The sequence below is a fragment of the Cyclobacterium lianum genome (assembly GCF_900143075.1).
In the GTDB taxonomy this organism is placed as follows: Bacteria; Bacteroidota; Bacteroidia; order Cytophagales; family Cyclobacteriaceae; genus Cyclobacterium; species Cyclobacterium lianum.
Genome location: NZ_FRCY01000006.1, coordinates 145849 through 166579 on the forward strand (window position 1 = coordinate 145849; position 20731 = coordinate 166579).

Below are 20731 nucleotides of genomic sequence, written 5' to 3' on the forward strand. Positions count from 1 at the left end.
TTTTTGGTTTGGTGAATGAAATTTTCTCCATAAAAGGTACAACAATACGGCCAAATTTCAAATTAACGACAGTTTATTCTGTACCAAAGCTGAATTTTTGCGTACAAATCAATACAACCGCCATTTAATCTGCGATTACACCCATTTCAGCAAAACTGGCTGGATTGTCATCTGTTTTCTCTAAAGCTCTTAATTGGACGAACCGGGCTCTTGTTGTGGGAAAATCTACACGTTGTTCGATGGGGCTGTTGGCAATGTTACCAAATTCTCCCGAACGAACCTGCTTCCAGGTATTGCCATCCTCGCTAACCAAAAAGGAATAGGAGGTGATCAATCCGGACATATATCGGTTTTGCATGGGGAAATAGGTAAACCCTTGCAGCGAATAGGTATCTCCCAGATCAACGATCACCCGATCCTGCTCCGTAAAAAAGTTTGTACCGGGATCGTCATCGATCAGGTGGATTGCGTTTTCTCCGGGTGTCACTACCTGCCAGTTTTTCTTGGCCAATTGAAGGTTTACCGCTACCGGATCGCTAAATGCTTCCGTCAAAGGGTCTCTTGAAATGGCCCGTAGCGTGGCCGGCATCAGCACCTCAAATTTGCCGGAATACAACCGGCCATTCTTTGCAGGGTCTGATCCATCCAGGCTGTAGTATGTTTCCAAACCGGCTTCTGAAGGCTCGAGGCTGACCATCCCTGACTTGTCGCGGCTGACCTGTGGCGGCAACAACAATCTTGGTGCATTGAACAGGGCGAGGTGGCTGATGGTAGGGCTATCTTTGGCATCGTTAATGGTGAACCTGATGCTGCTGGCCCTGGTATCTGGTAACCGCAGTATCCGTTTATAACCTATGGTGGTCCCGGAAGCAATTTTTTCCCAGGAGCCATTTTCCCCCTGTACTTCCAGATCAAAGGATTTTACCCGCTGTCCCAGGGCTATATTTTCCTGAACCAATAATCTGTTGAAAGCAACCGGGTGTTCAAATTCGATACTGATGGAAGCATTATCCCGACCTTCCTCTGCAGCCCAGTAGCGATCCATGTCCGGATTCAGAATTTCACCGACTCCAAAGCCCGGACCACGGCTGGTGTTGGCAGACAGGTAGTCCTCCTCAATCGGTACAGGTGTGTCAAAATCTTCTTTTATCTTGTCCACCAACTTCATGAGTTGTTCTATATCGTTTTCATGGATTTTTCCCCGCTTATCGATCGGAAAATTCAATAGCAGGGAGCTGTTCCTTCCGATACTTTTATAATAAATATCCAGCAGTTGCGGCAAGGACTTGACCTTATGGTCCTCGTATTCGTGATAGTACCAGCCAGGCCTTATGGAAACGTCGGCTTCAGCAGGTACCCAGTGGGTACCATTTTCCTGACCGGCGGCATATCTTGAGGCATATTCCGGCATGCCTCCGTATATAGAATCCCGCATCAGATTGGACCAGGTAGTTTCGTAGGCAAATCCATGTTCATTTCCAACCCATCTTACATCCGGCCCGGCATCTCCAAAAATGACGGCATCAGGCTGCAGCTCCCGGATAATCTTATAGGTATTTGGCCAATCATAGTAATTTTTTTTATCGACCCTTCGTTCCTCGTTTGCTCCACCGTAGTAGCCCGTTCCCCCGTTCGCTCCGTCAAACCACACTTCAAATATCTCACCGTAATTGGTAAGCAGTTCTCTCAACTGCTGCCTGAAAACCTCTATATATTCCGGCTTTCCGTAGTCCGGATGGTTCCGGTCCCAGGGCGACAGGTAAACACCGAATTTCAGGCCTTCCTTTCGAAAGGCATCTGATACTTCCTTAATGATATCGCCTTTTCCATCTTTCCATTTGGCATTTTTCACAGAATGTTCCGTAGTAGCGGTCGGCCAGAGGCAAAAGCCATCATGGTGTTTGCCGGTAATAATTATGCCTTTCATACCTGCAGCTTTACAAACTTTTGCCCATTGAGCGGGATCAAAATCAGTGGGGTTAAACAAGGCAGGATCCTCATCACCCATGCCCCACTCCATATTGGTAAACGTGTTCATGTTAAAGTGCGCAAATGCATAAAACTCCATATCCTGCCAGGACAATTGCCTGGAGTGAGGAATGGGATGTACCACATCGGGAGGAGACTGTTTGGGAGCTTCACAGCGGGCAATCAACACGGAAATGAGTACCAGAAGGCATACTTTAAGCTTTCCTGTTTGTTTTTTGAAATTGGGATGGAAGTTTTCCATAATTGGCTTTGAAGTGTTTGGAAAAATATTTGGCATTGTTATAACCCACCATATACGCAACCTCCGAAATGGTGTACTGATTCATTTCCAGAAGCTGGGCTGCTCTTTGCAAACGGATAGATCGGATAAATTCAAGCGGGCTTTGACCGGTGAGTGAATTGATTTTTTTATACAGATGTACCCTGCTCATGCCCAATTTCCTGCTCAGTATTTCCACAGAAAATTCCGGATTTTCTATCTCCTTCTCTACCAGTGCCACTGCTTCCTGGATCAATTTATCGTCCAAAGATTCAATTTCGGCTTCACTCGTATGCACGGAAATGACTTTTCGGTAATGTTTTTGTAAGCGGGATCTTTCTTCGAGCAGATTTTTCAGTGAAGAAAGTAATATTTCGAGGTTAAAGGGTTTTTCGAGATACAGGTTGCATCCTGACTCCAGGCCCTGCAGGTGATCCTCTTCGGCAGTCTTTGCTGTGAGCAGTACTACCGGTACATGTGAAGTTTTGATATCGGACCTGATGGCCCGGCACATGGCAATACCGTCCATCACAGGCATTAAAATATCAGACAAAATGATATCCGGAATATTTCTATGCGCCTTTTCCAGAGCTTCTTTCCCATGCTCTGCCTGCTCCACCTTATAGTTTTCATTTAATATTTCTGCCAGATAATGCCTGAGTTCATGGTTGTCCTCTACCAGCAGCAAATGGGGCAGGGCTGTATGTTCCTGATCATTTGGAGCGCTTATCAATTCATCCCTGCCGGTGTCCAGAAAAAATTCCTCCCAAACCAGGTACCCTTCCCGTAAAGTGATGGGAAGTGAGAGCACAAATAATGTCCCGTGTCCCTGCTTACTCTCCAGGGTTACATCGCCACCATGCAGCCTCGCGAATTCCTGCACCAGGGACAGTCCAATCCCTGTACCCTGATTTCCCTCCATGCCCAGGGTAAAATACCTGTCAAATATTTTATCTTGTATCTCTTCCGGGATACCGATCCCCGAATCTCTGATTTTGATCAGCAAAAGTCCCTGGCTCAATCCATGCTGCTGAAATTCCAGGCTTACATTCACTTCTCCTCCCTGGATTGTAAATTTAAAAGCATTGGAAAGCAGGTTATAAAGGACCGTTTCCATTTTATCAGGATCAAAATTGGTGGGCAAATTCCTGACATTTGAGCTGAATGTCAATCCGATTTGCTTGTGAATGGACAAACTTCGGAAAGTGCGCACTTTTTCTTCTGTAAACGCCACCATATCTCCTTCCTTTCTTTCCAACTGTAGCCTTTCATTTTCAACATTCCGTATTTCCAGTAACTGGTTGACCATAAATAAGAGTTTTTGAGCATTCTTTTGTATGGTTCTAAACTGAAAGGTCTCAGCGACGGCCGATTTGTCTTTGACCATTTTTTCAATTGGTGCCAGAATTAAGGTCAATGGAGTCTTGAACTCGTGGCTTACATTGGCAAAAAATCTGCTTTTCATTTGATCCAATTCGGCCAGCCGCCGGTTTTCCTTGATTTCTTCCTGCCGCCTTAATCGTTGGCGTTCCTGATAAACAAACCACCTCCAGGCAAGAATAAAGCAGACAATCAGAATCAACCCGTAGGCCAGGTAAGCCAGGGGTGTTTGCCAGAAGGGGTAAAGGATTTCTATCTCCAGCGTTGCGGTCTCCTTTCCCGAAACACCATCCGGATTAGCCGCTTTAACCATTAAAGTGTATTTGCCGGGATCCAGATTGGTAAAAGAAACCTCAAATGGGGGCTTGGATATTTCCACCCACTCCCGGCTAAATCCATCCAGCCGGTATAAAAAGCTGCTCTTTTCAGGACTCAGGTAATTCAAGGACGAAAAGGAAACCGAAAAAATATTTTCATGATGCTTCAATTGTATAGACCTGCTTCTGTCAAGAACAGTGGGAATTATGATCCTACCGTTAACCTCCTGGTTTACTGCTATGGGATGGTTAAATAATGAAAAAGAGGTAAAAACTACCTCTGGTTCGGTATCATTAAAAGGAAAACATTCCGGATGCAAATAATTGATCCCATCGGATCCTCCAAAATAGACCAGGCCAGTTGAGGAAAGAAAGGCAGAATTTTTATTGAAATAATTGCCCTGTAAACCATCACCCCCGGTGAAAAAACGGAATTTCAAATCCAGGTCCTCCTGGCTCCGGTCTACTTCCGCATAGGTGAGTCCATCCTGAGAACCCAACCATAGGTTTCCCGAATCGTCTGAGACCAGGCTCACCAGAAAATGATTGTCAAGACCATTGGACTGATCGAATCCCCGGAACATCCCGGATGCCGATTCGTAGTAAAACAAACCATTTTCTGTGCTGACCCAAATCATGCCATAGGGATCTTCTACAATCTCCGAAATGGTATTGCTGCTCAAACCGGAGGAATCATGCTCATTCCCTGGAAAATAATGCTGATATCCTCTCTCCGGGTGAAAAACATCAATGCCCAGGCTGCCCCCTACCCAGATATTTCCAGCTGAATCCTCGTTGATTGCAGTAATATATTCATTGTTTAATAAGATCCCCTCTCCTTCCGATGTATATTGTGTAAATGTTCCCTTTTTGCGGTCCAGTAAAAACAAGCCCTCCCGCAAGGTACCTATCCACAGGCGCTTGCGACTGTCCTCAAAAATCTTCCAGACATTGTTGTCTTTCAAACTTTCCGGATTTTCCTGGGACGCCAGATACTGAGTAAACACCGTCCCATCAACGGAATAAAGCCCATTTTGATAGGTGCCAATCCACAATATCCCTGAGCTGTCTTTGTACAAATCTACCACAACGAGGTCCGCCGGAGGGAGATCTCCGGTATACCTGCTTTCTTTGAGAAAATCCCGGCAATTTCCGGTTTCCTGATCATAGATCCACAGGCCACCACCATTTGATCCAACGACGATTCTCCCCGCTGTCCATTCTTCAAATGCATTCACATCATTTTTTGCGGCAGGGTTAGCCGTAGCCATCGTCCTTTTGACCAATCCAAAACGGCTGAAATGCGGGTGATACATATCTATTCCCCGCTTGTGTGTCCCCACCCAAACGATACCATCTTTATCTTTAAACAAGGCATAAATTGCATTATGGGATAAAGTCTGCACCTGGTCAGGCTGATGGATCACATATCGTATCTCGTTCTTCCGTTTGTCAATGATATTGATACCGCCATGATCCGTCCCCAGCCATATTTCATCCTCCGAATAAACCAAAATGGATTTGACCAGACTGTTGTTTAATTTTAAGGGAGAGGAGCGATCATGGATATTTTTGACCGATAGATCCGCGCCGCTGATGGCAAATACGCCAAGAGCAAAGTCTGGACTGAATGCCCAGGCATCCCCGCTTTGGTCGATCACCAGTTTGAAGTTATAGGCCTGTTGCGCTTCGGCTTCCGCCAATATCCGGAAGCTATTGATTACCTTCAGTCGCTCACCTGAAAGAATGTCTACCCATCCATGACTGTAAATCACCCAAAAATTACCATCCGGATCCTCCTGAATATCAGAAACGGCGTTGTGGCTCAGACTTCCTTCCGCTGTAGGTTTGTGAAAAAGATAGGTTGATTTTCTGCGCTGACTATTGTAATACGTGATGCCCTCGTAGGGATGTAAAAACCAAAAATCTCCCCTTGAGTCCTCAAAAACTTTACTGATTTCTGCACTTCTCAATGCATACTTCTCTTTCAGACCTGACATGTCAGCCTCAAAGACCTCCCTATCCCTCAAATAAACATTAAAAATTCTGTCATAGTCCTTAATCCAAAGATTGCCTTCCGGCCCTTGAAAAATATCATAGATAGAGCTGCCGCTAATGGTGGTAGAATCGCCTTCGTCCCGGAAATAAACTTTCAGTGACGTTCCATCAAAACGGTTGAGTCCATTGTTTGTACCGAACCAAAGATAACCATCCGGATCCTGAAAAATAGCCTGTACGTTTCCACTGGAAAGGCTTGGACTGGTTTTGAGTTTCCTGAAGGTGATCTCGGGACGATCCGCCCCTTTCAGTTGAATGCCCAAAAGCAAAAAAGCCAGAAGTAATAATAAAGTATTTGGTGTATTCATATGCCCTGGCCAATAGATGAGTAATGACATGTCAAAGCTAAAAAATTAACGGATAATTACACCCGATCAAAAACATCCTGCCATGTTTTTTTATTCATCACACTAAAGCTATCTATCAAAGGCTTATTTGCTGATCAACTCCTCAAAATCGTCCCTGATGTAAATTACATTTCTGCCCAGCTCAATCCATCTTTTCTTCTCCAATTGCTTCAGTAATCTGGAAACAACCTCTCTGGATGTACCTAATTCGGTGGCAATCTCCTGGTGAGTGGTGTGCAATTCATTGGCTTTCGCCTGCTTCATTTTGGTCACGATATAGCGCATTAGTCTTTCGTCCATGCGTTTGAATGCCACCGCATCCAGGGTTGCCAGCATTTCCTGAAACCGGGATTGATAGGTAGTCGAAACGTAGTCCTTCCATTGCTTGAATTCGTCGGTCCACTGTTCATGCTTCAATACCGGAATGGCCAGGATCCGGGTTTTTTCCTCAGCCACAGCCTTGATCTCACTGGGCTTAGAAGCCGAACAGCAGGTCAGCGATAGTGCGCAGGTTTGTCCCGGCTCCAGATAATACAAAAATAATTCTCTGCCCTCCTCATCCATGCGGAGGACTTTGATGCTCCCATCAAGAATAACCGGAACCATTTTAATAAATTGGCCGGGCTCCATGATAGATTGTCCCTTGTCGATTTCAATAACCTTTCCTTCCCGGCTCATCGCTTCGAGCAATCTGGAATCGGTAATGAAAGGTACATGTTGTTTTAAATCATCTTTCTCAATCATGCCACATTTTTATTATTTTGAATTTGGCTGTCCAGCGCCCAGGTATTCTTTCCATGAAATTCATAAACCAGAATAAAAAATAGCAGGTGGATCATTTGAGAAGGCAATGCTCCCCAGTTTTCAATCATGGTAGTGCCTGCCATCAACATGAGCATAAGGACTGCCCCCATCATACCGGCCAGTCTGGTTTTCCAGCCTAGAATGAGCATTGACCCCAGAATAAACTCCAGGAAAGGTAAAGCGCAGGAGAATGGCATTACAACAAATTCCGGAATAAATGAGCCATCGAAATCATCCAGCATTCCGGTACTGAAATTTGCCAATTTCGGAATCCTGACCAGTCCATGTCCGAACATGCTTATTCCAATGCCCAGGCGGATAAAAACAAATGAGAGGGGTTTCATAGGTTTGTGATTCGATTTATAACGACCATTGGTGTGCACGTTTACAGGTAGGAAATTTAAAATACTTTATTTTCTTTCTGTATTTCCCCTTCCGAAGGGCACAAATTCATGCGATCAATTCGGCATCTAAAATTAACCTTTCCCGGCCTGTGTACCAAGTCTTTTTTCATCTGTTTATAATTGACTTTATGTTGCCACATTGCTTGTCCCGATCCTAAATCGGGAAAATCCCGGCCTACCGGCCTTTAGATTTGTAGGATCTGAAGGTTCGGCAGGCAGGCTCGATTTCATGCAATACAACGCTTCAATCATTGATCATTTTTTCTCAAAAAATACCTGTACTAAGGTTATGGCGGGAGCGTCTCGCTTTGTAAAAAATCACCGTATTACCTGACCCTTTTGCCTGCACCAGGCAGTACCAATTTCGTTAATGAAGCTCACGATTCCTTTCCACTGGGATCAGGTCCGGGATAATTTAGGTACCCTCATGGCTATTCAGGCCATGTCCAGCCAGATAAAATGGGCAGAATCCCTCCCTGCCATCAGCTATTGCTGTAGCATGCAGGGCACACATGAAAAAACCCGAACATGTTCCGCCCGGGTTTTTTTGTGTTCAAATTATTTAAAGAAACTTAATACCTGTAATAATCCGGTTTGAACGGGCCTTGCGGCTTGACCCCTATATAGGAGGCCTGGTCTTCCGTCAATTCATCCAGTTCAACGCCAAGCTTTTTGAGGTGAAGTGCTGCCACCTTTTCATCCAGATGTTTGGGCAACATGTACACACCGGCCTCATACCTGTCGGTATGATTCCAGAGCTCAATTTGCGCCAGGGTTTGGTTGGTAAAGGAATTGGACATCACAAAGGAAGGATGTCCGGTCGCACAGCCAAGGTTTACCAAACGACCTTCGGCCAGCACGATAATATCTTTGCCATCTATATGATACAGGTCTACCTGAGGTTTGATCTCGTCTTTGGTGGTTCCAAAGTTTCCATTCAGCCAGGCCATATCTATTTCATTGTCAAAATGACCGATGTTGCAGACAATGGCTTTGTCCTTCATCGACCGGAAATGGCTTTCTCCGATGATGTCTTTGTTTCCGGTAGCGGTAACGATGATATCAGCCTCTTTGACTGCATCTGCCATTTTCTTTACCTCGTAGCCATCCATTGCTGCCTGTAAAGCACAGATCGGGTCAATTTCGGAAATGATCACCCTGGCTCCGGCTCCGCGGAGTGAAGCAGCAGAACCCTTTCCTACGTCCCCGTAGCCCGCTACGGAAGCTACTTTTCCGGCCATCATGATGTCTGTGGCCCGTCTGATGGCATCGACGAGAGACTCTTTGCAACCATACTTGTTGTCAAATTTTGATTTGGTCACCGAATCATTGACATTAATGGCAGGGATGGGAAGGGTACCATTTTTCATCCGCTCGTAGAGTCTGTGCACACCGGTGGTTGTTTCTTCAGAGAGCCCCTTGATCCCGGAAACCAGCTCCGGGTATCTGTCCAGAACCATATTGGTCAGGTCGCCGCCATCGTCAAGAATCATATTCAATGGTTTTTGTTCCTCACCGAAGAACAGGGTTTGTTCGATGCACCAGTCAAACTCTTCGGCACTTAGTCCCTTCCAGGCATAAACACTGATACCGGCTTCAGCAATTGCTGCGGCGGCATGATCCTGAGTAGAAAAAATATTGCAGGAAGACCAGGTAACCTCTGCGCCCAGGGCCACTAGGGTTTCTATCAATACAGCGGTCTGAATGGTCATGTGCAGACAACCCGCTATCCGGGCGCCTTTCAGCGGTTGGGCCTCTCCGTATTCCTCTCTGAGAGACATCAGGCCGGGCATCTCACTTTCGGCTAACCGAATTTCTTTTCGGCCATAGGCAGCCAGGGAAATATCTTTTACTTTGTAAGCAGTGTATTTTTGTGATTTAGTTGTTGACATCGTGAATCGTTAAGATTAAAATTTAGACAAAATTAAGTATTCGTTGACACAAATGAAAGTTCAACCCATTAAATGAATCTGATCTGCTTCGGTTCATAACTTTGGGTTTCTCCATTTTGTTTGCTAATAAGCAAATGTCCTGAGGGGGCCACACCGAGAATTTTTCCCGTAAACTGATGTCCGTCGTTGTATTCTGCCCAGCTTCCAAGACGGTACAAATGGTCCAGGTATCGGCGCTTGATGGCTTCAAGAGCTCCATCTTTTAATTTCAGGTATTGCTCCTCCAGAGCACCAAGCAAAGCCGCCAATACCATTGCCAGCTCATAGGACTTTCCGGTTAGGCTCGCAAGGGATGTGGCATTCGGGACCGGGAAGCTGAATTGATTGACATTGATTCCGATTCCGATCACTGAGGTATCAAACAAACGACCCGAAAGGCTGTTTTCAATAAGCATGCCCCCCAGTTTTTTTCCCTCCGCAGATAGAAAATCGTTGGGCCATTTGATTTGGACTTCGCCATACAGCGTTGCCAGCCCTGATAACACGCCATTGGCCATGGCCATATTGAAATAAAAATGCTGATGTACGGGCAGAAAACCGGGTGTGAGTATGATTGAAAAAGTAAGGTTCAGTCCTGTGGCTGCATGCCAGGTGCTGTTTCGCTGCCCTTTACCCCGGGTTTGTTTGTCTGTGATAACAACGGTTCCTTCCCGGTAAGCACCGTTTTTGATCAGGTTTCGGGCAATTTCGTTCGTAGAATGACACTCTGTCAGGTTTATCAGATCTTTTCCCAGAAAAATGGTATTGGCAAGGATTTTATGCATTTATAATTAGTTATTTTATCCCATAATCAGGATATTTAAAAGCGAAAGTGAATTTAGATATAAATCAGGATTTAAAATTAAGAACACCAGAAAAATATATGACGGCAGAGGAGCTGAGCAATGTAATAGTAAAAGGTATGGAAGAGAAAAAAGCTTCCGATATAGTGGTAATGGATTTGAGAGAAATCAACAGCACGATGACTGATTTTTTTGTTATTTGTTCTGGCACATCTGATACCCAAATCGAAGGTATATCCAATGCTGTAGAACAGGAAGTGTTCAAAACCAACAACGAAAAGCCCTGGAAAAGTGAGGGAAAATCCAACAGGCAGTGGGTATTGATGGATTATGTTAATGTGGTCGTCCACATTTTCTTAAAGGATAAAAGAGAATTTTACCAACTAGAGGATCTTTGGGGAGATGCCAAAGTAACCAAAATAAACAGCCACTAACAGCCGTTTATTTGAACCTTCATTTTTTAATTTCGTTTTACAAAAAGTTTATAGCGTTAAAAAATTTAAGATGAGTGATAAGAATAAGTCAAAGAAATTTGTCCCAAAGCCTCCCCAAAAGCCTAATTTTCAACTTTGGTTGATCATAACCGCGGTTATCGTACTGATAGGGGTTACCTGGTTTAACCAAAATTCAGCTACGGTAGAAATCACCATGAAGCGATTTGAAGACATGGTGCTCAGCAGCGATGTGAAAAAGGTAACCGTAATTTACAATCAGAATTACGTGGAAGTCACCTTGAAGGAAGAAGCCTTGGAAAACCAAAGGTACCGGGACGAATTGGAAGCTCAAAATCGCTTTTACAATCCTACCGGTCCGCACTACCGGATAAACATAGCCTCGGTAGACAACTTTATTGAAAGTTACACCCGCCTTGAGGAACAAATACCCGAGGAGGAAAGGATCGGCTATTCGGCCAAGGAGGAAGAAAGTTGGGGCAACTGGATCTCAAGCTTTGGATTTTTGATCCTGATATTCTTCCTTTTTTGGATGATGATGAGAAGGATGTCGGGTCCCAGTGGTCCCGGCGGCCAGATTTTCAATGTGGGCAAATCCAAGGCCCAGTTATTTGATGCAGAAAACAAGGTCAAAATCACTTTTGACAATGTGGCAGGCCTGGATGAGGCGAAGGAAGAAGTAGAGGAGATCGTGGAATTTTTAAAAACACCCTCCAAATTTACCAAGCTGGGTGGGAAAATACCCAAAGGAGCTTTACTGATCGGCCCTCCTGGCACAGGTAAAACCTTGCTGGCGAAGGCAGTGGCAGGAGAAGCGGGCGTGCCTTTTTTCACACTCTCAGGGTCTGATTTTGTGGAAATGTTCGTTGGCGTAGGCGCTGCCAGGGTAAGAGACCTTTTCAAACAGGCCAAAGAAAAAGCTCCGTGTATTATATTTATCGACGAGATCGACGCTATAGGTAGGTCAAGAGGAAAAGGCCAAATGCCCGGATCCAATGATGAGCGGGAAAATACGCTTAACTCACTGCTGGTAGAAATGGACGGCTTTGGGACCGATTCGGGAGTGATCGTACTGGCAGCTACCAACCGCCCAGATGTTTTGGACAGTGCGCTCCTGCGGGCGGGAAGATTTGACCGCCAGATCAGCATAGACAAACCGGACATAGTAGGTAGAGAAGCCATCTTCAAAGTACATCTGGAACCAATCAAAACGGCAGACGATGTAGAACCCAAGAAACTGGCAGCACAGACTCCGGGATTTGCAGGGGCTGAGATTGCCAATGTTTGTAACGAGGCTGCACTTATTGCTGCCCGTAGAAACAAGGAGGCAGTAGACATGCAGGATTTTCAGGATGCCGTAGATCGGGTGATCGGTGGACTGGAAAAGAAAAACAAGATCATCTCTCCTGAAGAAAAGCAAATCGTTGCCTATCATGAAGCTGGACATGCCGTGGCCGGCTGGTTTTTAGAACATGCCGATCCATTGGTGAAGGTAAGTATTGTTCCCAGAGGCATAGCTGCGCTGGGCTATGCCCAATACCTCCCGAAAGAGCAGTTTCTCTACCAGACCGAGCAGCTCATTGATGAAATGTGCATGGCACTGGGTGGCCGGGCAGCAGAAGAAATTGTATTTGGGAAGATCTCAACCGGTGCCCTGAGTGATTTGGAGCGGATTACGAAAATGGCCTATTCTATCGTTTCCATCTACGGCATGAATGAAAAAATCGGAAATGTATCCTTTTATGACAGCAAAGGAAGTGAATATAAATTCGATAAGCCCTATTCTGAAAGTACAGCCCAAACAATTGATGAGGAAGTGCGCAAACTCATTGAGTTTGCCTATTCCAAGACGATTGCCCTGCTGAAGGAGCGTAAAAAAGAATTGGAGAAGATTGCCACTGAATTGCTCGAAAAAGAGATCCTTTTCCAATCAGACCTTGAAAATCTTATTGGCAAGAGGCCATTTGACAAGGAGACCACCTACGAAAAATTCACCCGTTTGGTGGATGAAAAAAAAGTAGATTCCGAAAATGCCGTGGCCAATAAGGAAGAGCAAAACAATTCCGATGAAACTAAAGAGAGCGTCATTGAAAATAAGGATTAACAGTGCCTCGTGGCCTTATCGATAAACAATTTAAAAGGAGGGCTTGCCCTCCTTTTTTCTTTTCCCCATTTTTACAGCACCAAATAAAATTGGCAAAGGTTCTGATTACCGTAGCCATCACAAGCGTATCCGCTGCACCATGAAGATAAGACTCAACAGGGAACAAAAGGTATATTTCGTTTCGGACTTTCACCTGGGCACTCCCGACGACGATGCCAGTAGAAAGAGAGAAGAAAAGATCGTCAGGTGGCTGGGAGAGATAGAGGAACAGGCCGCAGCCATATTTTTTGTAGGAGATATATTTGATTTTTGGTTTGAATACGACAAAGTGATTCCCAAGGGCTTTCTTCGGTTTCTTTCTAAAATCACCGCCATGAGGGATAAGGGCATCCCCCTATTTTTTTTTACCGGCAACCATGACTTATGGATGAAAGATTACTTCACCGAAGAACTGGATATACCGGTTTACCACAACCCCCTCAGCATGGAAATCAACAGCAAACGGTTCCTTGTAGGCCATGGAGACGGGCTGGGCCCGGGTGACAGGAAATACAAGCTGCTGAAGAAGTTATTTTCAAACAGAACCTGTCAATGGCTTTTCAAATGGATTCATCCCGATATTGGAATTTCCCTTGCCCATGCCTGGTCAAAAAACAGCAGGATCAGCAATGATTTAAAAAATGAAAACGAGTTTAAAGGCAAGGAAAACGAATGGTTGTACCAATACTGCCTCGATATCGAAAAGAAAATGCACTTCGATTACTATGTTTTTGGCCACCGTCACCTGCCCCTGAATTTACCCCTAAACGACAAATCAACCTACTTCAATCTCGGGGAATGGGTGAATCAGTGCTACTATGGCGAATTTGATGGCATTACTTTTCATCTGCGACAGTACAATGGATATGCCATCAACAACAATTAAAACCGCATTACTCGCTTTGTTGTGCCTGGTCCTCCACGAAGCTCCAGCACAGCGATATGCCCCTTTTGAAGCCGTATGGCAGATCAGGGAAACCGGTATTGATAAGATAGATGTAGACAGAAGGGGCAACATTTTTTTCACTACCACATCCGGAAATCTCAAACAATACAGCGCCTCCGGCGATTCCATCAATTATTATGCACTGCCCTTCAGTAGCGGCATTTCCCGGTTGGATGCCCACTGGACGGTATCAATATTTCTGTTTTACGAGAGCCAGCAGCGGTTTGAAATTCTTGATCGGTTTCTTAGTCCCTTGAGCAGTCAGGAAATGGCAGATTTAGGCCTTTCAGGCTTTGTGGGGCATGCTGCGCCGGGAAACAATCACGGGATCTGGCTCTATGATGAAACAGATCTGAGCTTAAAAAAAATCAATTACACCGACAAAAGGCTGATACAGGAGCAAATACTGAATCGCCTGATACCTGAAAGCAGCTTGCAAATCACTCATATGGTGGAACGAAAGAATACGCTTTTTATACAGGTAGCAGCAGAAGGAGTTTATATTTTCGACAATCAGGCCAATTTTATCAAACACCTTGCATTGGATACTGATTATCCTGTTTTTGTCGAAAATGATAATATTTTTTTCCTTCAGGAAAACAAGCTGCACCGGAAAAATTTCCTCACGGGAGGCAGTTTACATGTGGAGCTGCCGGATAAATACCAGTATTCCGGCCTGGCATTGACCGGTGAAACGGTGGTAATGGTCCATGAACAGGGGCTCCTAGCCTTTCCCAGGCCGGAAAACTTTTAAATACAGCCTTAAGCACCACTTACATAAAACCAGTCAAATATTATATCAATAAGGGTAAAAAATAAATTTATAAATTATAATTTTGTTAAATAATATTAATTAAAGGTGAATTATTAAAATTATCTGGTTCAGTTTTTGTACTTTCAAAATAGATGAATGAAGAAAAAATTACTTTGAAACCCACTTTTCTTTCCATACTTTTAAGCTTGTTTTTCCTTAGCGGAATGTTCACGGTATGGGCCCAAAACGTGATAAGGCCTATAGAGACAGAGATTTCTTTTCCCCGGGAGTTAAACTCTCCGGACGTCAACTTTGACCTGAAATCTCTGGGGAATAAAAAGTTTAAATTGGTATTAGAGAAACCCAACCAATCCCTGACGAACGTAAAGATTTATGATATCCTGGGCAACCTGATCCTACACGACAAACTTAAGCCGGCAGATGGTGTCCAGAAAAATTACGACTTCACCCATTTGAACAGCAAACTGTTTGTAGTGGAAGTGGGTAATGCGAGGTACAATAAAACCAAAAGTGTGTACGCCAACCCTCAGGGAACTATGGAGTCCAATGTGTCCACAACAGACGAATAAAAAAAAGGACTGTTTGGTTAAAAACAGCCCTTCTTTTTTGATATTTCCGAAGTGGAACGATTAACTCACTTCCACCAGTTTGATGTCAAATATCAGGTCTTCGCCAGCCAGTGGATGATTGGCATCCAAGGTGATTTTAGACTCATCTACATGCACGACCTTAACCGGCGTTGGCTGTCCCTGCTGGTTCTGTATAGAAAGATCCATGCCTACCTCCGGCTTGATTTCAGCCGGCACCTGTTCGATAGGAACATCCAGCATCATGTCGTCCCGCTTTTGCCCGTAGGCTTCATCCGCCGGAATGGTTACACTTTTGTCGCTTCCTACTTCCATACCCTGAACGGCTACGTCAAACCCTTTTATCATTTTTCCGTCGCCCAATTGAAACTCCAGGGGCTCTCTGTCCTGTGAAGAATCAAATACGGTTCCGTCTTTTAGTTTTCCTGTGTAGTGTACCTTTACGGTATTTCCTTTAGTTGCTACAGACATATTTTTACTATTTTGATTAAAAAGCAAAGGTAACAATTTTATCAGGCTATAAAAAATCAGAGACTCCTGAATTACAGCTTGTACAATAGCGGTCTATTTATGTTCATTTTCGGACGTTTTATAGCGTTGAATTGGCTTTTATTTGCTAAATTGGCGGATTATGGATATGGCATCAAATAAGCATTGAAACTTTAAAAACGATGGAAGAAAAAAACCTGGGCAGGATATTGATTGTAGACGATAACGAAGATCTTTTGTTTGCGGCAAAGATGCTGCTGAAGAAGCATGCAAAAGAAGTCACCATAGAAAAGGATCCCAGAAGAATACCTTTTTTGGTCAATAATCACAGTTATGATGTAATCCTTCTGGACATGAATTTCACCGATGATACCACTTCGGGTAAAGAAGGGTTTCATTGGCTCAGACAGATAAAAGAAATTGATCCCAAATCAGTAGTCATCCTGATTACGGCTTTCGGGGATGTAGAGATGGCCGTTCAGGCGTTGAAAGAGGGAGCTACTGATTTTATTTTAAAACCCTGGCAAAATGAAAAATTGCTGGCTACACTTTCTGCAGCCATCAAACTCCGCGAAAGCTACGAGAAGGTCGACAAATTGTCTACCAAGCAAAAGCAACTGCAGGCAGATATCAAGAAGCCGTTCGAAGACATTATCGGTCAGAGTGCGTCCATGAAAAATGTATTCTCCATCATTGAGAAAGTGGCCAAAACAGACGCCAATGTATTGATTCTGGGGGAGAATGGTACCGGAAAAGAATTGATTGCCAGGGCTATCCACGATCGATCGGAAAGGAAAGATGAGATATTCGTGGGCGTGGACATGGGTGCCATCACGGAAAGTTTATTTGAAAGCGAACTTTTTGGCCATAAAAGAGGAGCGTATACCGATGCTAAGGAAGACCGGGCCGGAAGATTTGAAGTGGCAGACAATGGTACCCTGTTTCTGGACGAAATAGGCAATCTCAGCATGCCGCTGCAGTCAAAACTACTGACCGTTTTGCAGAAAAGAGAAGTTACGCGGATTGGAACAAATAAAGCCATTCCTGTAGACATCAGGCTGATCTGTGCCACAAACATGCCGGTACATGAGATGATCATGGAAAATGGTTTCAGGCAGGATTTGCTATACCGAATCAACACAGTAGAGATCTTTCTGCCTCCGCTTAGAGAAAGGCAGGATGATATCCCCTTGCTGGCCTCACATTTTCTGAAAATTTATTCTGGAAAATACCGGAAAATGTTCAAGGGACTGAGACAAAATGCGATTCAGCTACTGCAAAGGTACAGCTGGCCGGGAAATATCAGAGAATTGCAGCATGCCATAGAACGGGCCATCATTATGGCAGAAGGAGACGAGTTGGATAGCAGAGATTTCTTCTTTCTCTCGGCCAAGCCATCCAATGAAAAAGTCAGCAGCAATACCTACAATCTGGACGAGGTTGAAAAAAACCTGATCCAGAAAGCCATTGACAAAAACGGGGGAAACATATCCAAAGCAGCGAAAGAACTGGGACTGACGCGGGCATCCCTGTACAGGAGATTGGAGAAATATGGACTATAAAATCGGTTTACTGGGAAGGGTTTTCGTCCTGGCCATTTCCCTTTTTCTTCTTGCATATATCATAACCAATGATTCCGGGGTATTTGCCATATCCTTGTTTATCATATTGACATTCGTTCAACTTATCTTGCTGATCCGCTATGCAGAGAGCAGCTTCAAAAAAGTAAGGCAGTTTTTGGACAATATCAAGCAAAGCAATTATGCAACTGTCTACCCGGTCAAATTTGATGGTACGGAAACGGACGACCTTCATATAGAATTCAATGCCATTCTGGCCAAATTAAAGGAAGACCAATTGGAAAAGGAGGCCAATTTCCATTATTTCCGAACGGTATTCCAGCACCTGAGCATAGGGCTGATCACTTTTGAGGCAGATGGCAGTGTACAGATTCTCAACACTGCTGCCAAACGCATGTTGAATATAGAAAAACTGGACCACATCGGCGAAATCGGAAAGGTCAATAAGGAACTGTATCATGCCATAGAAAACCTCAGGACAGGAGGAAGTGAACTGATCAAAATTGCGCATCCGGACGGCATCATGCAACTTTCGGTTTACGCCATTGAGCTGGTGCTCAGAGATGTCAAGTTCAAACTCGTTTCACTGCAAAACATCCAAAGTGAACTCGAGGAAAAGGAGATGGAGGCCTGGCAGAACCTGATCCGGGTATTGACTCACGAAATCATGAACTCCATAGCCCCGATTTCCTCTCTGGCCGCAACCATCAGCTCCGATATCAAACACAAGATTGAGCAATCAGAGCCGGTCGGGAAAGGCGACCTGGAAGACTACCAAACCGGAATTTTTACCATAGAAAAGCGGAGTGAGGGCCTCATCAATTTTGTCAGTGATTTCAGGAGCCTGGCCCATATTCCCCTACCCCGGTTTACTGCCATCAAGATCAGGGATTTGTTTGACCAGATGGACATACTGCTACAGAATCAGTTGGAATCTCAGCAAGTGACCCTACACAAACAGATCACTCCCGGGGATTTGTTATTGTTTGCCGATTGCTCCCAGATTGAGCAGGTATTGATCAATCTGACGCAAAATTCCATCCATGCAGTTGAAAATGAAGATACGAAAAACATTTACCTCAGAGCTTTTATCGACGATAACGGAAAAATTATCATTGAGGTAGAAGATTCGGGTAAGGGCATCGAAGAGGAGGCCCTGAACAAAATCTTTATCCCCTTTTTTACAACCAAAAAGAAAGGATCAGGGATAGGTCTCAGCCTTTCCAAGCAAATTATGCGGCGCCATAAGGGCAACATCCAGGTAAGGTCCAGTCTTGGTAAGGGTGCCGTCTTTAAACTCATATTCAACGCCTGAAGCTACCAAGGCCAGTTTTCACCCAGAGATAACAATTGATTCATAATCCTGACCTCAGGGATGGTTTTAATAGCATTTTGATAAAACAGGCTTTACAGCCAGTTTAATTTGCTTCTTTAGCTTGCTTCCAAAACAAGATCGTTTTGGAAACAAACTTTAAGACCATCGTACTATCGGACATCCACCTGGGGACCAAAGGCTCCAGGGCAAAGGAAGTAGTCCGCTTTTTGAAGCAGTTTCAATGTGAAAACCTTATCCTGAACGGAGATATCATTGACGGCTGGCAGTTAAAGAAATCGGGAAGCTGGAAAAGGAAACACACCCGGGTTTTTAACAGGGTACTGAAAATGATCGATTGTGACCGCACGAAGGTCACCTACCTGAGAGGAAATCACGATGATTTTCTGGATCAGATCCTTCCACTGCAAATCGGAAACCTTTCCATCCGGAAAGACATGATCTATGAAAGCCAGGGGAAAAAATATTTCATCACCCATGGTGATGTATTTGACAATATCACCACCAACCTTCGCTGGATCGCATATCTCGGAGATGTAGGATATACATTTCTGCTCTGGTTAAATGCCAGGGTAAACTACTACAGAAGAAAAAAGGGCCTTGCTTATTTTTCCCTTTCCCAATATGTGAAATCCAGGGTCAAATCTGCTGTCGCCTATATCGATGATTTCGAAAAGGAGCTGTGTAAGGTAGCCAGGTCGAAAGGTTGCGATGGGATCATTTGTGGTCATATCCATAAGGCAGAAATCCGGACCATTGATGGTATAGCGTATTTCAATTCCGGCGACTGGGTGGAATCCTTAAGTGCACTGGCTGAGGATTACAACGGACAGTGGCAGCTCATCCATTTCAATCAATTGGATTTTGGAAAGCAGCCGGTCGAAGATATGGGAAAGATCGTTCCTATCGCGGATAATAAAAACCAGGGAACAAGCAGATATTATCGCTGATGGGGAAGAAATTTTTGTTTATCGTTCAGGGCGAGGGCCGGGGCCACATGACCCAGGCAATTATTTTTGAGCAGTTGCTGAGGGAAAAAGGCCATGAGGTATCGGCAGTGATCATCGGCACAAGTAGACGGAGAAAGATCCCGGAATATGTCGACCGTGCTTTCGGTTGCAGGCTACACAAGATCCAAAGCCCCAATTTTCTTACAGACAAAGGCAATAAGCGCGTCCGGATAGGCGCAACATTGTTCGGTAACCTGGGCAGGTTACCGGTTTTCCTAAAAAGTCTGAAATGCATCAACCAACTTGTGCACGAACACCGTCCCGACTGTATCGTCAATTTTTATGACCTCCTTGGAGGAATCTACATGGGGATATACCGGCCAGATGCCAAAACAATGGTGATCGGCCACCAATACCTTGCTTCCCATCGGGATTTTACTTTTGCCAAACCGGGAGGATTATTGAAATCCCTTTTTCGGATCAATACAAAAATCACCAGCTTGGGTGCTGACAAGACCATTGCACTTTCACTGTGGGAACCTGAGCCGCAGTCTGCCCCCTCAGGGCTATTGGTATGGCCGCCACTGATCAAAGCAGGTGTGAAATCGACAGGCCCTGTTTCGGGCGACTATTACCTGGTGTATATCGTCAATTCCGGTTACGCCCGGGAAATTTTTGATCTGGCCAAACGGTTTCCCGAAATAAAAATTGAAGCGTTCTGGGATGAAAAGGAAATGCCTGAACGGTATCAGCCGCTGGCCAACCTGATATTTCATCAGGTGGACGACCATCTTTTTCTCGAAAAATTAAGTGGTTGCAAGGCCTACCTGAGTACCGCCGGATTTGAATCCATTGCTGAAGCACTGTATCTGGGCAAAAAAATATTGGTGGTGCCTGTAGAAGGACAGTATGAACAAAAATGCAATTCCCTGGATGCAGAACGATCAGGAGCGGGCATAGCTGCGGGAAGTTTTGACCTACCTCTTCTCGGGCATTATTTGAAAAATCACTCCGAAACAGACGATGTTTCCCGGAAATTTCGGGCATGGGAAAGTACCCTTGATGCTCATTTTCACAAACTCATGGTCTGGCTGGAAAGCGAGGATGAAAAAACTGTAAAAAAGGGCTACCGCATCCTAGCCATGAAAAATAACCCTCTCGCTTCATCATTCAGCAAATAAAGT

At 44.6% G+C, this 20731-nt stretch carries 16 protein-coding genes; 9 read left to right on the forward strand and 7 right to left on the reverse strand.

The annotated features are described in order from the left end of the window. Positions 1-124 precede the first annotated feature (124 nt). From BUB19_RS11915 to BUB19_RS11950, 6 genes are all read right to left on the reverse strand, one after another. On the reverse strand, positions 125-2230 hold the full coding sequence (locus tag BUB19_RS11915; protein ID WP_084097219.1) for an alpha-L-fucosidase: 2106 nt from the start codon (positions 2228-2230) through the stop codon (positions 125-127). Continuing rightward, positions 2184-6311: a hybrid sensor histidine kinase/response regulator transcription factor gene (locus BUB19_RS11920; protein WP_073094776.1), complete on the reverse strand. Its 4128-nt coding sequence runs from the start codon at positions 6309-6311 to the stop codon at positions 2184-2186. The genes BUB19_RS11915 and BUB19_RS11920 overlap by 47 nt, the downstream gene beginning before the upstream one ends. A gap of 123 nt (positions 6312-6434) precedes the next feature. Beyond that, on the reverse strand, positions 6435-7091 hold the full coding sequence (locus BUB19_RS11925) for a Crp/Fnr family transcriptional regulator (protein WP_073094907.1): 657 nt from the start codon (positions 7089-7091) through the stop codon (positions 6435-6437). Beyond that, positions 7091-7498 carry a DoxX family protein gene (locus tag BUB19_RS11930; protein WP_073094777.1) on the reverse strand — a complete coding sequence of 136 codons (408 nt, stop codon included), beginning with the start codon at positions 7496-7498 and terminating at the stop codon, positions 7091-7093. The genes BUB19_RS11925 and BUB19_RS11930 overlap by 1 nt, the downstream gene beginning before the upstream one ends. A gap of 632 nt (positions 7499-8130) precedes the next feature. Then, a complete protein-coding gene (gene ahcY, locus BUB19_RS11945; protein ID WP_073094780.1) occupies positions 8131-9450 on the reverse strand; it encodes an adenosylhomocysteinase in 1320 nt (439 codons plus the stop codon). 68 nt (positions 9451-9518) lie between these two features. After that, positions 9519-10274, reverse strand: coding sequence for a biotin--[acetyl-CoA-carboxylase] ligase (locus BUB19_RS11950; protein WP_073094781.1), 756 nt, complete (start codon positions 10272-10274; stop codon positions 9519-9521). 98 nt (positions 10275-10372) lie between these two features. On the opposite strand from BUB19_RS11950, the gene rsfS reads away from it, so the two are divergent. The 5 genes from rsfS (at position 10373) to BUB19_RS11975 (ending at position 15177) form a co-directional block, all read left to right on the forward strand. Then, on the forward strand, positions 10373-10726 hold the full coding sequence (gene rsfS / locus BUB19_RS11955; protein ID WP_073094782.1) for a ribosome silencing factor: 354 nt from the start codon (positions 10373-10375) through the stop codon (positions 10724-10726). A 70-nt stretch (positions 10727-10796) separates the two neighbouring features. After that, positions 10797-12848 (forward strand): ATP-dependent zinc metalloprotease FtsH, encoded by a 2052-nt coding sequence (gene ftsH, locus BUB19_RS11960; RefSeq protein ID WP_073094783.1) that lies wholly within the window; start codon positions 10797-10799, stop codon positions 12846-12848. A gap of 139 nt (positions 12849-12987) precedes the next feature. Further along, on the forward strand, positions 12988-13773 hold the full coding sequence (locus BUB19_RS11965; RefSeq protein WP_073094908.1) for a UDP-2,3-diacylglucosamine diphosphatase: 786 nt from the start codon (positions 12988-12990) through the stop codon (positions 13771-13773). Beyond that, positions 13754-14587 (forward strand): hypothetical protein, encoded by an 834-nt coding sequence (locus BUB19_RS11970; protein WP_143156016.1) that lies wholly within the window; start codon positions 13754-13756, stop codon positions 14585-14587. The genes BUB19_RS11965 and BUB19_RS11970 overlap by 20 nt, the downstream gene beginning before the upstream one ends. 152 nt (positions 14588-14739) lie before the next feature. Then, a complete protein-coding gene (locus tag BUB19_RS11975) occupies positions 14740-15177 on the forward strand; it encodes a hypothetical protein (RefSeq protein ID WP_073094785.1) in 438 nt (145 codons plus the stop codon). A gap of 60 nt (positions 15178-15237) precedes the next feature. Here BUB19_RS11975 and BUB19_RS11980 read toward each other — a convergent pair whose 3' ends face one another. Next, complete coding sequence (locus BUB19_RS11980) at positions 15238-15666, reverse strand: FKBP-type peptidyl-prolyl cis-trans isomerase (RefSeq protein WP_073094786.1); 429 nt, start codon at positions 15664-15666, stop codon at positions 15238-15240. Positions 15667-15866: 200 nt separating this feature from the next. Here BUB19_RS11980 and BUB19_RS11985 point away from each other — a divergent pair, with 200 nt between their 5' ends. The 4 genes from BUB19_RS11985 to BUB19_RS12000 all read left to right on the forward strand — a co-directional run bounded on the left by BUB19_RS11985 (position 15867) and on the right by BUB19_RS12000 (position 20728). Continuing rightward, positions 15867-17246 carry a sigma-54-dependent transcriptional regulator gene (locus BUB19_RS11985; protein WP_073094787.1) on the forward strand — a complete coding sequence of 460 codons (1380 nt, stop codon included), beginning with the start codon at positions 15867-15869 and terminating at the stop codon, positions 17244-17246. After that, entirely contained in the window at positions 17236-18579 is a 1344-nt protein-coding gene (locus tag BUB19_RS11990; protein ID WP_073094788.1) for a sensor histidine kinase, read from the forward strand. The genes BUB19_RS11985 and BUB19_RS11990 overlap by 11 nt, the downstream gene beginning before the upstream one ends. A gap of 143 nt (positions 18580-18722) precedes the next feature. Beyond that, complete coding sequence (locus tag BUB19_RS11995; protein ID WP_073094789.1) at positions 18723-19547, forward strand: UDP-2,3-diacylglucosamine diphosphatase; 825 nt, start codon at positions 18723-18725, stop codon at positions 19545-19547. Further along, a complete protein-coding gene (locus BUB19_RS12000) occupies positions 19547-20728 on the forward strand; it encodes a glycosyltransferase family protein (protein WP_073094790.1) in 1182 nt (393 codons plus the stop codon). Before BUB19_RS11995 ends, BUB19_RS12000 begins: the two co-directional genes overlap by 1 nt. Positions 20729-20731 lie beyond the last annotated feature (3 nt).